Source organism: Actinocorallia herbida (assembly GCF_003751225.1).
Lineage (GTDB): Bacteria > Actinomycetota > Actinomycetes > Streptosporangiales > Streptosporangiaceae > Actinocorallia > Actinocorallia herbida.
Genome location: NZ_RJKE01000001.1, coordinates 1,107,151 through 1,123,202, shown reverse-complemented (window position 1 = coordinate 1,123,202; position 16,052 = coordinate 1,107,151). Strand labels below are relative to the sequence as shown.

Annotated in this window: 12 protein-coding genes; 7 read left to right on the top strand and 5 right to left on the bottom strand. The window is 72.6% G+C overall.

The window, feature by feature from the left end; translation table 11 throughout:
* Positions 1-19: 19 nt before the first annotated feature.
* The 4 genes from EDD29_RS05400 to EDD29_RS05385 all read right to left on the bottom strand — a co-directional run bounded on the left by EDD29_RS05400 (position 20) and on the right by EDD29_RS05385 (position 3,002).
* Entirely contained in the window at positions 20-463 is a 444-nt protein-coding gene (locus tag EDD29_RS05400; RefSeq protein WP_123662870.1) for a DUF350 domain-containing protein, read from the bottom strand.
* Positions 464-526: 63 nt separating this feature from the next.
* A complete protein-coding gene (locus EDD29_RS05395; protein ID WP_123662868.1) occupies positions 527-1,663 on the bottom strand; it encodes a glutathionylspermidine synthase family protein in 1,137 nt (378 codons plus the stop codon).
* A gap of 3 nt (positions 1,664-1,666) precedes the next feature.
* Entirely contained in the window at positions 1,667-1,993 is a 327-nt protein-coding gene (locus EDD29_RS05390; protein ID WP_246052528.1) for a hypothetical protein, read from the bottom strand.
* A 145-nt stretch (positions 1,994-2,138) separates the two neighbouring features.
* Positions 2,139-3,002, bottom strand: coding sequence for an ATP-grasp domain-containing protein (locus EDD29_RS05385; RefSeq protein ID WP_123662866.1), 864 nt, complete (start codon positions 3,000-3,002; stop codon positions 2,139-2,141).
* Between the two features lie 258 nt (positions 3,003-3,260).
* Between EDD29_RS05385 and recA the strand changes: the two genes are divergently transcribed.
* From recA to EDD29_RS45260, 6 genes are all read left to right on the top strand, one after another.
* Complete coding sequence (recA, locus tag EDD29_RS05380) at positions 3,261-4,382, top strand: recombinase RecA (RefSeq protein WP_123662865.1); 1,122 nt, start codon at positions 3,261-3,263, stop codon at positions 4,380-4,382.
* Between the two features lie 1,120 nt (positions 4,383-5,502).
* Entirely contained in the window at positions 5,503-6,066 is a 564-nt protein-coding gene (locus EDD29_RS05375; RefSeq protein ID WP_123662863.1) for a regulatory protein RecX, read from the top strand.
* Positions 6,067-6,181: 115 nt separating this feature from the next.
* Positions 6,182-7,327: a hypothetical protein gene (locus EDD29_RS05370; protein WP_148085878.1), complete on the top strand. Its 1,146-nt coding sequence runs from the start codon at positions 6,182-6,184 to the stop codon at positions 7,325-7,327.
* Positions 7,324-8,412: a hypothetical protein gene (locus EDD29_RS05365; RefSeq protein ID WP_123662859.1), complete on the top strand. Its 1,089-nt coding sequence runs from the start codon at positions 7,324-7,326 to the stop codon at positions 8,410-8,412. The genes EDD29_RS05370 and EDD29_RS05365 overlap by 4 nt, the downstream gene beginning before the upstream one ends.
* A 54-nt stretch (positions 8,413-8,466) precedes the next feature.
* On the top strand, positions 8,467-13,512 hold the full coding sequence (locus EDD29_RS05360) for an Lhr family helicase (protein ID WP_123662857.1): 5,046 nt from the start codon (positions 8,467-8,469) through the stop codon (positions 13,510-13,512).
* A gap of 322 nt (positions 13,513-13,834) precedes the next feature.
* Positions 13,835-13,990 (top strand): hypothetical protein, encoded by a 156-nt coding sequence (locus EDD29_RS45260; protein ID WP_170201300.1) that lies wholly within the window; start codon positions 13,835-13,837, stop codon positions 13,988-13,990.
* Positions 13,991-14,104: 114 nt separating this feature from the next.
* Here the strand turns inward: EDD29_RS45260 and EDD29_RS05355 are convergent, their stop codons facing one another.
* Positions 14,105-15,298: an ROK family transcriptional regulator gene (locus EDD29_RS05355; RefSeq protein ID WP_123670289.1), complete on the bottom strand. Its 1,194-nt coding sequence runs from the start codon at positions 15,296-15,298 to the stop codon at positions 14,105-14,107.
* Between the two features lie 273 nt (positions 15,299-15,571).
* Between EDD29_RS05355 and EDD29_RS05350 the strand changes: the two genes are divergently transcribed.
* Positions 15,572-16,051, top strand: coding sequence for an RrF2 family transcriptional regulator (locus EDD29_RS05350; protein ID WP_123662855.1), 480 nt, complete (start codon positions 15,572-15,574; stop codon positions 16,049-16,051).
* Position 16,052 lies beyond the last annotated feature (1 nt).

Genomic DNA, 16,052 nt, shown 5'->3' with positions numbered 1-16,052 from the left:
CGGGTGGGGGCGAACCGGGTCAGATCACCGCGAGCGCGGTGACCAGGCCGATCATCACGTGGGTGACCGCCAGCAGCCAGGTGCCCGGCTGGAGGGTGGTCTCGTGGCACAGCTCCTTGATCTTCAACCCGATGAGCAGGTCGAAGACGAGCATCGCGACTACCTGGCCGATGATCCCGACGATGCCGTAGACGGCGGTCGCGATCAGGCCCTCCAGCAGCACCGCGTCGGTGGCGAAGATCGACGCCGACACGATGACGCCGACCGCCACCATGCCCGCCGCGGCCAGCAGCGTCGCATTGGGGTTGCGGTCGTGGCGGATGACCGAGACGAGCCGGCCGGGGGTCGCGAGGTCGACGACGTAGAAGCCGACCACGAACAGGACGAGGCCCAGGGCGGCGTAGGCGAGGATCGCCAGGACGTTCTCGCCCAGGATCTCGGCGAAGGCGCTGTCGAGGGACATGGTGTGGGTTCCTTACGGGGATGCGGGGTTCTACGGGGGGCTAGGGAAGGCGTGCGAGCGGGGTCACAGAGGGATGCGGTGCGGGATGAAGGACGAGGTGTCGTCGGTGATGAGCCCGGAGGTCTCCCGGATGCCCAGGCCCGCCGCCTCGTCGGCGACCATCCACGCGCCCAGGACGGGGTGCTGCCCGTCGAAGTCGGGGAGCGGGACGAACTCCTGGAAGACGAACCCTTCCGCGCCGTAGCTCCCGCCCGTCTCCGTCCGATAGGAGGGCGACGTCACGGTCATGCTGGCGCCCTCCCGTCCCAGGAGCGGCTTGCGGATGTGCGAAGCGAGGTCGCGGGGGCCGTCCAGGTAGGCGGGCAGCAGATTGGGGTGGCCGGGGAACAGCTCCCAGAGCAGGGCGAGGATCCCCTTGTTGGACAGGAGCATCTTCCACATCGGCTCGACCCAGTCGGCCTCGTCGACGTGCGCGCCGAACGGCTCAGCGACGATCCACTCCCACGGGTAGAGCTTGCAGAAGGTCCTGATCTCCGCGTCGGCCAGGTCGCGGTAGTACTCGCCGTCCCAGCCGATGTCCTGCATGGCCAGCGGGACGCCTTGGCGGCCCGCCTGCGCGGCGGTCTCCTGGAGGTAGGCGATGGTCATCAGCTCCTCGCCCGACTCGTCCAGCTCCGTCCACGCGAAGTGCACGGGACCGGACCGCAGGGGCATCTCCCGCCAGCGGTCGATCAGGCGCTCGTGCAGGGAGTTCCACTGGTCGTCGGCGGGGAAGACGTCCTCCTTCCAGAACCACTGGATGATCGAGGACTCCACCAGGGAGGTGGGGGTGTCGGCGTTGTACTCCAGGAGCTTGGCCGGGCCCGTGCCGTCATGGCGCAGGTCGAACCTGCCGTACAGGTGCGGGTCTCCGCGCCGCCAGGACGCCTCGATGGCCGGCGCGAACCTCTCGTCGATCCCCAGCAGCTCGTACCGGCCCGTCTTCACGACGTGCTCGGCGGCCTCCAGGCACATCCGGTGGAGGGTCTCGACGTCCTCCTCCAAGGAGAGCACTTCGCCCATCTCCAGCACGTAGTGGACGGACTCGTCCCAGTACGGCCGGGTGAGGTTCTCGGGATGCGCGGTGCGGTGGTAGGAGAGCCCCTGGGATTCGATGGTCTCGGCCCAGCCTTCACGCGGCCGGGAGCGCTCTCTGCGCAACGGTCAGCTTCCGCCGCCGCCGGACCAGCCGAAGCCGCCCCGAAGCGTAGTGCCGCCCTTGGTCTTGATGCTGCCCTTCTTGGGCTTGAGCGAGCTGCCGCCCGTGATGATGCCGCTGGAGGAGGAGTTGCCCCCGTAGTACCAGCGGTAGTTCGACGACGAGGAGCCGGAGCAGTAGGAGTCGCTCACCGCCCGGTAGCCCCCTCCCGGGAGCAGCCTGTTCTCGACACAGGTGGCGGTGTGCGAGCCGCCGCAGGCGGTCAGCGACATCGACAGGGTGCCGAGTAGACCGACCTTGACGGCCCGGGAGCTCATGCGGCGCTGCGGCATGTGGGGGGTCCCTCCATGAAAATGCGGTGCTGGGGAAGTCTAGGGGCTTCCGTATGTTCGGTGTTAGGACGCGATGGGCGAACATTCGGTTTCCCGAGGAAGGTCACGCCTGCCCCACTCGGGCGGGTGTCGGATTTCGCGTGATTCACCCGGGATCGGGCAGGTGGAAGTACAGATCGCCCACATCGGCGCCCCGGTGCAGGCCGCTCACCTGGCCGTCGCCGACCTCCACGACCCGCCAGACGCCGTCGGCCCGGCGCGCGAGGTCGGTCGTGACGAACCGGCAGCCCAGCGCGCGCACGGCGGGCCGCACCAGGTCGAGGTCGGGGAAGGCGTCGGCGCCGGGGCTGTCGGGATGCGGCCCGACCAGCACCGGGTCGCCGTCCACCCACCACACCCGCGCTTCGCCCGTCGCGTAGTCCTCGTAGGCGCGCAGGACGACACCGCCGCTCAGGGAGTCGTCCTGGAGCTCCACCATCCGGTGCACGACGCGGACCAGCGCGTCGGTGTCGGCGGAGTCGGGCACGAAGCACGCCTCGGCCCACTCGTGCTTGCGCGACTTCACGTAGTCCTTGACCACCAGGGGTCCCTGCGGCAGCCGTCCGGCCGCCGCGGCGAGCGGGGCCCGCGCGGGCGTCTCGCGCGGCAGGAGCGGAAGCCACACGCTCGCCGGGGTCAGCCCCGCGAACGTGGCGTACCAGCCGGGCAGCTCGTGCGCGCGCTGGTAGCCGTCGGGAGGGGTCATCAGCGGCGCGCCGCGCGCAGCCAGCGCCTTGGCCAGCGCGTGGTACTCGGCCGCGGTCAGCATCCAGCCGCGGTACCACAGCGCCCCGATGCCGCGCGGCACCCTGCGGACCGCCTCGGTGACCTCGCCGCGGCGCAGCGCCTCCAGATCGAGGAGCACCGGAGCGCCGCCGGAGGCACGGAGGGTCTCGGCTTCGTGGTGGAAGTGCTCGTCAACGCGCCGCGGCCGGAGCGGATCGGCGCAGAAGAGGATGGTCAGGGTCATTGTGGGCCCCATGAGTGATCGTCTGCTGCGCCGCCAGCGTACGTCGCGACGCGCCCCGCGCGCAGCCGGATTAGCCGCTAACGGCTCGCCAGGACCGGCCGCCCCGCGGGTTTCCCGGAGTTATCCACAGGCTATGCGCGCTGATCGAATTTATGTTCGGTACAGTTGCGGCGCACGGGGTCCCCGATTCTGTCAGTGGGCTCTCGTAGCGTCGGTCCTGACATGACGAAGAAGCAACCGACCCGACAGGGGCACACGATGGCAGTAGGCAACGACCGCGAAAAGGCGCTGGAGACAGCGCTCGCCCAGATCGAACGGCAGTTCGGCAAGGGCTCGATCATGCGTCTCGGCGACGAGGTGCGCGCCCCCATGGAGATCATCCCCACCGGGTCGATCTCGCTGGACATCGCGCTGGGCATCGGCGGCCTGCCGCGCGGCCGCGTCGTGGAGATCTACGGGCCGGAGTCCTCCGGTAAGACCACCGTCGCCCTGCACGCCGTCGCCAGCGTGCAGAGGGCCGGCGGCATCGCCGCCTTCGTCGACGCCGAGCACGCCCTGGACCCCGACTACGCCGAGAAGCTCGGTGTGGACACCAAGTCCCTGCTGGTCTCCCAGCCCGACACCGGCGAGCAGGCGCTGGAGATCGTCGACATGCTGATCCGCTCCGGCGCGGTCGAGCTGGTCGTCATCGACTCCGTCGCCGCCCTGGTGCCCCGCGCCGAGATCGAGGGCGACATGGGCGACAGCCACGTCGGCCTCCAGGCCCGGCTGATGTCGCAGGCGCTGCGCAAGCTCACCGGCGCCATCAACCAGACGAAGACCACCGCGATCTTCATCAACCAGCTGCGCGAGAAGGTCGGCGTCATGTTCGGCTCCCCGGAGACCACCTCCGGCGGCCGGGCGCTGAAGTTCTACGCCTCGGTCCGGCTCGACGTGCGCCGCATCGAGACCCTCAAGGACGGCACCGAGGCCGTCGGCAACCGGGTGCGCGTGAAGGTCGTCAAGAACAAGGTGGCCCCGCCGTTCAAGGTCGCCGACTTCGACCTGCTGTACGGCCACGGCATCAGCCGCGAGGGCGGCCTCATCGACCTCGGCGTCGAGCACGGCTTCGTCCGCAAGTCCGGCGCCTGGTACACCTACGAGGGCGATCAGCTCGGCCAGGGCAAGGAGAACGCCCGCAACTACCTCAAGGCCCACCCCGAGACCTCCGACGAGATCGAGAAGAAGATCAAGGAGAAGCTCGGCGTGGGTCCGCGGGTCGACGCCCCGGCCGCCGCCGAAGGCGCCGCCGCCCCGGCCGTCCCGGCGCCGGCCGAGGCCCCCGCCGCCCCGGCCGCCCGCCGCACCCGCACCGCCTCGGCCCCCAAGCCCGGCGACTGATCCCGTCGGGACGCCTCCGTCGTGTCAGGGCCGCCCCTTCCGGGGGCGGCCCCCAGCACCCGGAGGGCCGCCCGACGGCTCCTCGCCGGGAACCCGACGGCGACGAGGCCCACGAGGGGCGTCACCGGCGGCGGACGAAGGGCGAAGGACACGGGCCGCCGACCGGGACACGCGCCCGATGGCACCACCGGGCCCCGCCCGCGAACGTGCCTCCTTTCGGCCCGGCACCAAAGCCGCCACCGGGAGCGAGACCCGACGACGGCCACCGCCGAACCGCCCACGACACTTCGGAGAACCCCGCGCAGCCTCGAGAACCGCACCTGGCCGACCCTTCGCGCCACCCGCACCGTGACGGAGAGGCCCGCGCCGCCCTCGAGGACCGTGCCCACGAACAGGCCGCCGTCCGCGGCCCTTCCCGGACCCGCGCACGCCGGCCCCACCCGGCAGGCAGCCACCGGCCCAGGCACCGCACCCCGAGGGAGCCCGAGCCGAGACCACGCGCACGGACCCATGTCCCATGGGGCCCGCGCCACTCGCAGCGCTCTGCGCAAGCGGCCACCACGCCACAAGGCTCCGCGCCCACGAGCCTCTGCGTTGCGTGCCTCCGTGCCTCAAAGCTCCGCGCTCACACGCTCCGCGCTCGAACCTCTACACCCGGGGCTCCACGTCTCGAGGCCCTGCACCCCCGGGCCCTGCGCTCCCGGGCCCTGCATCTCGGGGCTTGCGTGTCGGGGCCCTGCATCTCGGGGCCCTGCGTGTCAGGGGCCTGCGCCCCCGGGCCTGCGTTGCCGGGCCCTCCGTCGATGGGCACCGCGTTGCCGGGCACTGCGTCGCAGGGCACCGCTGCAGGGCACCGCATCTCAGGCTCTGCGCCCGAAGGCTTGTGTTGCCGGGCTCTCCGCTGCAGGGCACCGCTTCGCCGGGACCTGTGCTGCAGGGCACTGTGCCTGCGGGGTTTCTCGTGGCGGGACTTCGCGTGATGAAGTGCCTTGGGCGCCGCTGTGTTGCGGGACCCCGTGTGGTGGGTGCCGGGTCGGGAGGGGTGAGGTCGCGCGGCGTGGGGCCGTGGTGTGGGGCTTTGTGTTGTGAAGTCGTGGGATGAGGAAAGGGAGGTGGTCTTGTGGCTTATCGCAGGAGGTTCGGGGCGGGGGACGGCGAGGTGGAGCCGCCGAAGAATCCGGAGGCGGCGGCGCGGGAGATCTGCCTGCGGCAGTTGACGCTGGCGCCGAAGACACGGGCGCAGCTGGCCGAGGCGCTGGCGCGCAAGGCGATTCCCGCCGAGGTCGCCGAGCGCGTCCTGGGCAGGTTCACCGAGGTCGGCCTCATCGACGACGAGGCGTTCGCCCAGGCGTGGGTCCGCTCCCGTCACGCGGGCAAGGGCCTGGCACCGCGCGCCCTGTCCGCCGAACTGCGCCGCAAGGGCGTGGACGAGGAGCTGGTGAAGGAGGCCGTCGCCGACCTCCAGCCCGAGGACCTGGAAACCGCCGCCCGCGCCCTGGTGGCCCGCAAGCTCCCCTCCACCGCGGGCCTCGACCCCGCCAAACGCACCCGCCGCCTCGTCTCCATGCTCGCCCGCAAGGGCTACTCCCCCGGGCTCGCCTACGGGATCGTCCGGGAGGCCCTCAACGCCGAGCCCTTCCCCAACGACGACCCCGACCTGGACGATTCAGACTTCCCGGTATAGCCCTGGGCGTCCATGCCCGACCGAAGAGTCGGAAAGTTCGTGGAATGTCTATCGCCTGGAGGTTGCGCATGGCATGATCCGTCGGCATTTGGCGATCGAGTCCGGGAGCTGCCGGGTGGGAAGACAGAGTCGGGGCGGGCGGGTCCGCCGGGCTGCGGCGGCGGGTCTCGCCGGAGTGCTCCTCGTGGGGACGGCGAGCGCGGGCTCGGTGGCGCAGGCGGCCGGGAGCGGCGGCGAGCCGGAGCGGGCCATCGAGCAGGCCTCCGGCTACCGGTGGACGAAGCTGCACACGGGCTCGTCCTCGTCCACGCTGCTGGCCGCGGGGGACAAGGACCTCTGGCGGTTCTCCGGCAGGTATCCGGACGGCGGGTACATCACCCCCCTGGCCTGGCACTGGGACGGGAAGACCTGGCGCAAGTCCGCGCTGCCCAAGAAGGCGAAGGGCGCGGTGGAGCGCCCTGCGGCCTCTTCGCCCCGCGACGTCTGGGTGAGCCTCAACAGCGGCGTCGATTCCTACGGCTATGCGACGTTCCTGCACTGGAACGGCAAGACCTGGAAGATCTCCAAGGTGCTGCCGAAGTACTCCTCCTACGCGGCCGGACCCGTCCTGCCCTTCAAGTCCGGCAAGGCCGCAGGCTTCTTCGGGCAGCGGCTTTGGCTCTACGACGGCGGGACCTGGCGGGAGAGCCGCGCCGACCGGGAGGTGTACGGCGCCTCCGGCGTCTCGCCCGGCGATCTGTGGGCCATCGGCGGCTGGGGGAACCCGAAGGTCTACCGGTTCGACGGCGGCCGCTGGAAGGCCGGCTCGATCGGCGCGCCGCTGAAGATCGATCCCGCGCCCTGCCTGAAGGAGCGGCCGAACAAGTCCTTCTCCTGCTCCGGCACGCTGATCCCGACGCAGACGCTCGCCCAGTCCTCCCGCCGCGTCCTCGCCGTCACCACCACCGAGGAATGGCCCACCGAACGCTGGCGCGTGGTGCGCTGGAACGGCCGGAGCTGGAGCAAGCTGACCGGCACCTACAAGGGCGTCGTCGGCCACGCCGTGGACGACGGGACGGGCGGCCTCTGGTCGGTCGTCTCCGACGCCACCGGTAACCACGTCGTCCATGTCACGGGCAAGGGCCGGGTCGTCGAGTACGCGTCCCCGGCGAAGGACATCTACCTCGGCAGCCTGTCGGTCAGCCCTTCCGGCACCGTCTTCGTCTCCGGAGACCGTGAGGGCGACGGCTACACCTCCTACGTCTGGAGGCTCACCCGATGAGAATCCGCGCCGCGCTCGCGCTCACCGCCGCGACCCTGCTCGTGCTGCCCGCCGGGGCCGCCGAGGCCGCCCCCAAGTGGACGACGATCCTGAAGGACCCGTCCATCGAATGGGTCCAGCACCTGCACGCCACGGGGAACCGGAGCCTGTGGGCCTTCCTGTCGGTCACCGACGGGGCCGGGGGCGCCAAGACCGTCGCGCGCCACTGGAACGGCACGAAGTGGCGCACGGTGCCGCTGCCTCTGCCGGGCGGCTGGATCGAGTTCGCCGATTCGGCGGCGCCCGACGACGTCTGGGCGACCGTCGGCAAGGAATGGGACAGAGCGGACACCGTCAACGCGATCATCCACTGGGACGGCACCCGCTGGTCGACCGTCCGGACGTTCGGCGAGCACGGGGCGTCGGATGTCGTCGCGCTCGGCGGAGGCGCCGCGCAGACCTCGGTGTACGGCAAGAACGGCGCGCGCATTCTCACCTATCGCAAGGGCGCCTGGACCGGCAAGACGGTCAAGGGACTCAGCCTCGGCACCGTCGCGCAGTCCGGCAAGCCGTACTCATGGGCGCTGGGCGGGAAGGTCGACAAGGACGAGAACGATGTCTACCGGCGGGTCGGCGACCGGTGGCGGCGCCAGCAGCCGCCGCTTTCGCTCCTGCGGATCGCCACCGCGGAGTGCCTGCGGCTCTGGCCCGGCCTGCCCCGCTCCGAGTGCCCGGTGGGCGAGCCGACGGAACTCGTCGTGAACGGGCCCAAGAACGTGCTTCTCCTCGTCAATTACACCGGGCCGACGCCGTCCACCAGGGTCCTGCGCTGGAACGGCAAGAAGTGGAGCATTGTCGGACATGTCTGGAAGTACTACGCAGGAAGGGTCACACCCGATGGGAAGGGCGGCTTCTGGGCAGTCGACATCGACGACCCCGAACGACTGCTCCGGTTCAGGGACGGTGAACTGACCAAGGTGGCTCTGCCGAAGGGCGTCACCCGGGTCGACCACCTGAGCCCCACCCCCTCGGGCCGGCTCTACGCCACCGCAGGCGATGACTACGGATCCAACAGCGTGATCCGCTTCCTGACCGGCGTGCGCTGAGGCCCTGACCGGCCCATCGGCGTTTTTGTCGGCGGGCCGGGGCAGGATGGGGGCATGACCGAGCAGGGGGAGGCCCGGGGGGGATCGGGCACGGGGTTCTCGGCGGCCACGCGGGAGTGGTTCGCCGGGGCCTTCAGCGGGCCGACCGCCGCCCAGGAAGGGGCCTGGCGGGCGATCTCGCGCGGGGAGAACACCCTCGTCGTCGCGCCCACCGGCTCCGGCAAGACCCTCGCGGCGTTCCTGTGGTCGCTGGACAAGCTGGCGGCCGCGCCGCCGCCGGAGGATCCCAAGGCCCGCTGCCGGGTGCTCTATGTCTCGCCGCTGAAGGCCCTCGCGGTCGACGTCGAACGCAACCTCCGGGCCCCGCTCACCGGCATCCGGCACGCCGCGCGCCGCCTGGGCCTGCCGGAGCCCGACGTCAAAGCCGCGATCCGCTCCGGCGACACGCCCACCGACGAGCGGCGCCGCCTGCTCACCCGCCCGCCCGACATCCTGATCACCACACCGGAGTCGCTGTTCCTCATGCTCACCTCGCGGGCGCGCGAGACGCTGCGGGGTGTCGAGACGGTGATCATCGATGAGGTGCACGCGGTCGCCGCCACCAAGCGCGGCGCCCATCTCGCGCTCTCCCTGGAGCGCCTTGACGCGCTGCTGCCGCACCCCGCCCAGCGGATCGGCCTTTCGGCGACGGTACGGCCGCCGAGTGAGGTCGCGGCCTTCCTCGGCGGCGCCCGCCCCGCGACCGTGGTGCAGCCGCCGAGTGAGAAGACCTTCGATCTGCGCGTCGTCGTCCCCGTCGAGGACATGGGCGAGGTGCCGCAGTCCGGGGAGGACCCGCGGCAGCGCTCGATCTGGCCGCATGTGGAGCAGGAGGTCCTCGATCTCATCGCGGCCCACCGCTCAACGATCGTCTTCGCCAACAGCCGCCGCCTCGCCGAGCGCCTGTGCGCGCGCTTGAACGAGCTCGCCACCGAGCATCTGTACGGCCCGCTGGAGGAGGACCACTCCCCCGCCGCGATGATGGCCCAGGCCGGATCCACCAAGGGCCGCCCCTCCCCCGCCGATCTGGAGGACCTCTGGACGCTCCCGTTCGACGCCGCGAACGGCCCCGAAGAAGAGACGGGCCCGTCCGACGAACGGAAGCGGCCTCGGCCTGAGTGCGTCGAAGACTCCTCGGAGGCCTCGGGTGAAGACGAAGGGCCAGAAGACGACGGCCGGTGGGTGGCCGACGAAACGGGCGGCCCGGAGGGCCTGCGCAGGGTCGATTTCGCGGGCGTGGAGCTCGGCGGCGGCCCGGCCGACCCCGAGCAGACCCGGCGGCTCGACACCCTGGTCAGGCGGGTCGCGCACAACGGCGCGGTGGAGGTCGCGCGGGCGCACCACGGGTCGGTGTCGAAGGAGGAGCGGGCCGCCATCGAAGACGCCCTCAAGGGCGGAAGGCTGCCTGCGGTGGTGGCCACCTCCAGCCTGGAGCTGGGCATCGACATGGGCGCGGTCGACCTCGTCGTCCAGGTGGAGTCGCCGCCTTCGGTGGCCGGCGGGCTCCAGCGCGTCGGCAGGGCCGGGCACCAGGTAGGGGCGGTCTCCCGCGGCGTCATCTTCCCCAAGTACCGGGGCGATCTGGTGCAGACCGCCGTGGTCGCCGAGCGGATGCGCGCGGGCGCGATCGAGGCCCTGCGGTACCCGCGCAACCCCCTGGACGTCCTCGCCCAGCAGATCGTCGCCATGGTCGCGATGGACGAATGGGACGTCGACGAGCTGGAGGCCGTCGTCAAGCGCGCGGCGCCCTTCGCCGGGCTCACCCGCAGCGTGTACGAGGCGACCCTGGACATGCTCGCGGGCCGCTACCCGAGCGAGGAGTTCGGCGAGCTGCGCCCCCGCCTGGTGTGGGACCGGGTGGCGGGCGTCCTGCGGGGCCGCCGCGGCGCGCAGCGCCTCGCGGTGGTGAGCGGCGGCACCATCCCGGACCGGGGGCTGTTCGGGGTGTTCCTCGTCGGCGAGAAGTCCTCGCGGGTGGGCGAGCTGGACGAGGAGATGGTGTACGAGTCGCGCGTCGGCGACGTGTTCGTGCTCGGCGCCAGCTCGTGGCGGATCGAGGACATCACGCCCGACCGGGTGCTGGTCTCACCGGCCCCCGGCCGTCCGGGCAAGCTGCCGTTCTGGCACGGCGACTCCCCGGGCCGTCCTGCGGAGCTCGGCCGGGCGCTGGGCGGGTTCACCCGGGAGCTGGCGGCGCTGCCACCGGAACGGGCCCTGGAACGCGCCGCCGAAGCGGGGCTCGATCCTTGGGCGGCCGACAACCTCGTGTCCTATCTGGCCGAGCAGAAGGAGGCCACGGGCCGGGTCCCCGACGATCGCACCCTGGTCGTCGAGAGGTTCCGGGACGAGCTGGGCGACTGGCGTCTCGTCGTGCACTCGCCTTACGGCGCGCTGGTGCACGGGCCCTGGGCGCTGGCCATCGCCGCCCGCCTGCGCGAACGCTACGGCGGCGACGCCCAGGCGATGCACGCCGACGACGGCATCGTGCTGCGGGTGCCCGACACCGACGAGCCGCCCTCGGCCGAGCTGTGCGTGTTCGACCCCGCCGAGATCGAGCGGATCGTGGTCGCCGAGCTGGGGTCGTCGGCGCTGTTCGCGGCCCGGTTCCGCGAGTGCGCGGCCCGCTCTCTGCTGCTGCCGCGGCACCGCCCCGACCGGCGGATGCCGCTGTGGCAGCAGCGCCAGCGCGCGGCGCAGCTGCTGGCCGTCGCGGCCAAGTACGAGACCTTCCCGATCATCCTGGAGACCGTGCGCGAGTGCCTCCAGGACGTCTTCGACGTGCCGGGCCTGGTCGCGCTGATGAAGGACGTCGCCGCGCGGCGCGTCCGCGTCACCGAGGTGGAGACCCCCACGGCCTCCCCCTACGCCCAGTCCCTGCTCTTCCGCTACATCGCCGCGTTCATGTACGAAGGCGACTCCCCCCTCGCCGAGCGCAAGGCCCAGGCCCTCTCCCTGGACTCCTCCCTCCTCGCCGACCTCCTCGGCCAGGCCGACCTCCGCGAGCTCCTCGACCCCGAGGTCCTCGCCGAGGCCGCCGCCGAACTCCAGCGCCGCACCCCTTCCCGCCGCGCCCGCGACACCGACACCCTCACCGACCTCCTCCGCGCCGTGGGCCCCCTCACCACCGAAGAGGCCGCCCGCCGCATCCGCCTCCCCACCGACCCACAGGACACGCCGCAGGGCGAATCCGACGAGCAAGGCGGACCCGGGCCCGCCGTCGAAGCGGCCGGAGGCGGAGAAGGCATCGGGGGGAGCGGCCCCCCTCAAGGTGTCCGGCCGGAGGACGCCGGGCCTTCCCCTGACGTACCGGGGAGGGCCGGCGACGGGAGCGGGGAGGACCTGGCGCGGCTCGTCGAGGCCCGGCGGCTCGCGGGTGCGTGGCTCGCGGAGCTGGAGGGCGAGCGGCGGGTCATTCGGGTGCGGGTCGGCGGGGAGGAACGGTGGGCGGCGGTCGAGGACGCCGGGAGGCTCCGGGACGCCCTGGGGACTCCGTTGCCGGTGGGGATTCCCGAGGCGTTCCTCGAGCCGTCGGACGATCCGCTCGGCGGGCTGCTGCTGCGGCACGCCCGCACGCACGTGCCGTTCACGGCGGCGTCGGCGGCGGTGCGGTACGGGCTCGGCTCCGCGGTCGTCGCCGAGACGCTGCGCAGGCTGCCGCAGCTCGTCGAGGGCGAGTTCACGCCGGACGTCTCGGGTACCGAGTGGGTGGACGCCGAGGTGCTGCGGATGCTGCGCCGCAGGTCGCTCGCCCGGCTGCGCGCGGAGGTCGAGCCGTCGCCGCCGGAGGCACTGGCCCGGTTCCTGCCGCGCTGGCAGGGCGTCGGCGCGCGGCACTCCGGGCTCGACACCCTCGTCGGCGCGATCGAACGCCTCCAAGGCTCCGCGGTGCCCGCCTCGGCGCTGGAGACCCTGATCCTGCCGTCCCGCGTCCGCGGATACGGCCCGGCACTGCTGGACGAGCTGACCTCGTCGGGCGAGGTGCTGTGGACCGGCCGGGGCTCCCTGCCCGGCGGCGACGGCTGGATCTCCCTCTACCTCGCCGACACCGCCCCCCTGCTGCTGCCCCCGCCGCTGGAGATGACCCTCACCCCCGCCCACGAAGCGGTGCTCGACCTGCTCGGCGACGGATCCGCGCCCTTCTTCCGCACGCTCTCCGACCGCCTCAACACGCCCGGCCGACCACCGGGGCGCTCCGGTCCCGAGGCCCCGGAGCCCGCGGCGAGCGCGCGGATCGACGACCGCGAACTCGTCCAGGTGCTGTGGGATCTCGTCTGGGCCGGGCGCCTCACCAACGACACCCTCGCGCCGCTGCGCGCGGCGCTCGGCGGCGGCCGTCCCGCGCACCGGGCGCCGACCGCGCGCCGGGGCAGGCCGGTGCTGCCCAGCCGCACGGGTCCGCCGACCGCGGCGGGCCGGTGGTGGCTGCCCCCCGCCTCCGCGCCGGATCCGACCCGTCGGGCACACGCCCTCGCCGAGACGCTCCTGGACCGCTACGGGGTCGTCCTGCGGGGCGCCGTGGCGGCCGAGCACACCCCGGGAGGGTTCGCCGCGGTCTATCCGGTGCTGCGCGCGTTCGAGGAGTCCGCCCGGTGCCGGCGCGGGTACTTCGTGGAGGGGCTCGGCGCCGCCCAGTTCGCGCTGCCGGGCGCGGTCGACAGGCTCCGCTCGCTCCGCGCCGCCGCGTCCGATTCCCCGTCCGGGGGCCCGCGCGCCGACGTGCTCGCCGCGGCCGACCCCGCCAACCCGTACGGCGCGGCCCTGCCCTGGCCCGAGCCCCCGGGCGGTCACCGCCCCGGCCGTAAAGCCGGCGCCCTCGTGGTCATCGTGGACGGCGCGCTCACCCTCTACGCCGAGCGCGGCGGCCGCACCCTGCTCACCTGGAACCCCGCTGCCCTCCCCACCGCCGTGGCCGCCCTGGCCACCGAGATCCGCACCGGCTCCCTGGGCTCCCTCACCGTCGAACGCGCCGACGGAACCGCCGTCCAGGAGTCCCCCCTGGCCGACGTCCTGGAAGCCGAAGGCTTCGTCCCCACCCCCCGCGGCTACCGCCTGCGCCGCTGACCCCCGCCCGCTCCCCCCACCGGGTATCCCCCACTCGCCCGTTGTGCCGCTGCCCCTCAGCGCGCTGAGGGGCGGGTACCGGCGCGATGGGGTGGGTGGGGCGGGGGTGGAAAATCGGTCGACTTTGGGGGCAGTGGCTGGGAATCTGCGTTGGGGAGGGAGTGTTTTCCTCTTCAGGTGGCAGGGCGGATCATCCGCCGGAGGGACGGCGGAATCGTTCTCCCGGTTGATGAGACGGACGCGGGATTCTGTCACTGTGAACTGGTAGGGGTAGAAGATCTCCGGGCGGTATCCCGTCCGGCCGAAGAAACGGGGAGGCGGCATGACACCGACCGCTCGCTGGGCCGAGGCCCGGCGCCGCAGGCTCCGCACCATCTCCCGGACCGTCCGCGACCGCGCCCAGACCGACCCGCGCCGGACGGAGGCCGCGGCCTCCGCGCCCGCCTCCGCCGACCGGCCGGTGCCCCAGAACGCCTGATCAGCCCGATCTCAGAAGGCCGTCCGCCCTCCGCGGACGGCCTTCGCCGTCTCCGGCGGACCCGAGCACCGGCACCGCCGAGAGCGCCGGCGGCCCAGGTGGTCGTGGGAGGAATCAGTCGGTGGTGGTGGAGAAGACTTCTTCCCTGGCGTGGGTCACGGCGGTGTGGAGGGCTCCCTGGAGGACGGGGGTGCGAGTGATGCGGCCGGGGACCACGCGTGGGCGGGTGGGGGAGATACGGGCGGCGGCCTGTTCGATGCGGCGGGACAGGGGGGTGCCGCCCGCGGCGCCCAGGGCGCCGGTGACGACGACGAGGCCGAGGTCCAGGACTATGTTGACGGCGGCCACGCCCAAGGCCAGGCGGGTGGCCAGGGCGTCGAGGAAGGCGGCGGCGGGGCCCTCGTCGAGGGCGGCGGCGTCGGCGACCGCCTCCAGCGCGGACTTTCCGGTGAGGCCGTGCTCGGCGGCGAGGGCGGCGACGGCGTCGGCGCCGACGAGCGAACCGAAGCCGCCGGCGAGGGCCGGCTGACCATAGGTGACGGACTCGGTGACGCCCTCCGGCAGGGCCGCGCCCGGCACGGGCAGGTAGCCGATCTCGCCCGCGCCGCCGGAGACGCCCCGGTGGAGCCGGTCCCCCATCATCACCGCGAGCCCGAGGCCGCGGTCGATCCACACCAGCGCGAAGTCCGCGACGCCTCTGGCCGCGCCGTGCTCGCGTTCGGCGACCGCGACGAGGTTGACGTCGTTCTCGATGATGACGGGACGGCCGAGGTCGCGCCGCAGGGCGTCGAGGACGCCTTCGTGCCACGCGGGCAGGTCGAAGGCGAAGCGGACGTCTCCGGTCCGGGGATCGACGACGCCGGGGGTCCCTATGACGAAGGCGCGCAGGCCCGTCACGGGCACCTTCGCCGTGCGGCAGGCCTTCGCGACGGCGGCGTGCACGCTCTGGACGGGGTCGGCGCCGTCGTCGAGGGCGACCGTGGCGCGGGACCGTTCCGCTCCGGTGATGTCGGCGATGCCCGCGATGACCGCATCAGGCCCGACTTCGATGCCCGCGACGAACGCCGCGGAGGGCACCACCGCGTAGAGCGCGGCGTTGGGCCCCCGCCCTCCTGCCTGCTCGCCGACGACCTCGACGAGGCCGCGTTCCTCGAGCCTGCCGAGGAGCTGGGAGGCGGTGACCTTCGACAGACCGGTGCGGTCGCCGATCTGGGCGCGGGTCAGCGGCCCTTCCCCGATGAGGAGCTCCAGCGCGGCCCGGTCGTTGAGTTCGCGCAGCAGGCGGGGGGTACCCGGCCGTCTAGCCATCAGGCCCACCTCGTCATCCACGGTCCGCGCCGATCACATCAGTAAAGTTTGTTACTAGTTTACCGACGCGGGGCGCGGGCCCGCCAGCGCCGCGGCCCTCCAGCGCCGACGATCAAGCCTCCCGCAGCCGGAACACGGAAATGATCTCGACCCGATCACGGTTCGTGCGCGGTGCGATGACCGGATCTAGTTCTCCGCTCAAATCGGTCTTTCAAGGCTGCTCTACCGGGGTGGTGGTGAAACCTGTCCCTGTCACAGGGGATACTTGGTCACATGCGACTGTCTGCCAGGGTTGATTACGCGCTGCGCGCCGCCTCAGAGCTGGCCGCCGCGGCCGAGTCCTCGACGGGGGGGCACCCGGTGACGGCCGTCCAGCTCGCCGAGACCCAGGCCATCCCGCCCAAGTTCCTTGAGAACATTCTGGGGCAATTGCGCCGCTCCGGCATCATTCGGAGCCAGCGCGGTCCGGATGGCGGCTACTGGCTGGCCAAACCCGCCTCTCAGATCGCGCTCGCCGACATCATCCGCGCCATCGACGGCCCGCTGCTCGGCGTGCGCGGCGAGCGGCCCGAGGACGTCGGCTACAGCGGCGCCGCCCGCGGGCTCCAGGAAGTGTGGATCGCGCTGCGCGCCAGCGAGCGGGCCATTCTGGAGGAGGTGACGCTGGAGCACATCGCCTCGGGCCGGCTCCCCGAGATGGTCCAGCGGCTCACGTCCGACCCCGCGGCCTGGAACAGCCCGACCTTCTCCTGAG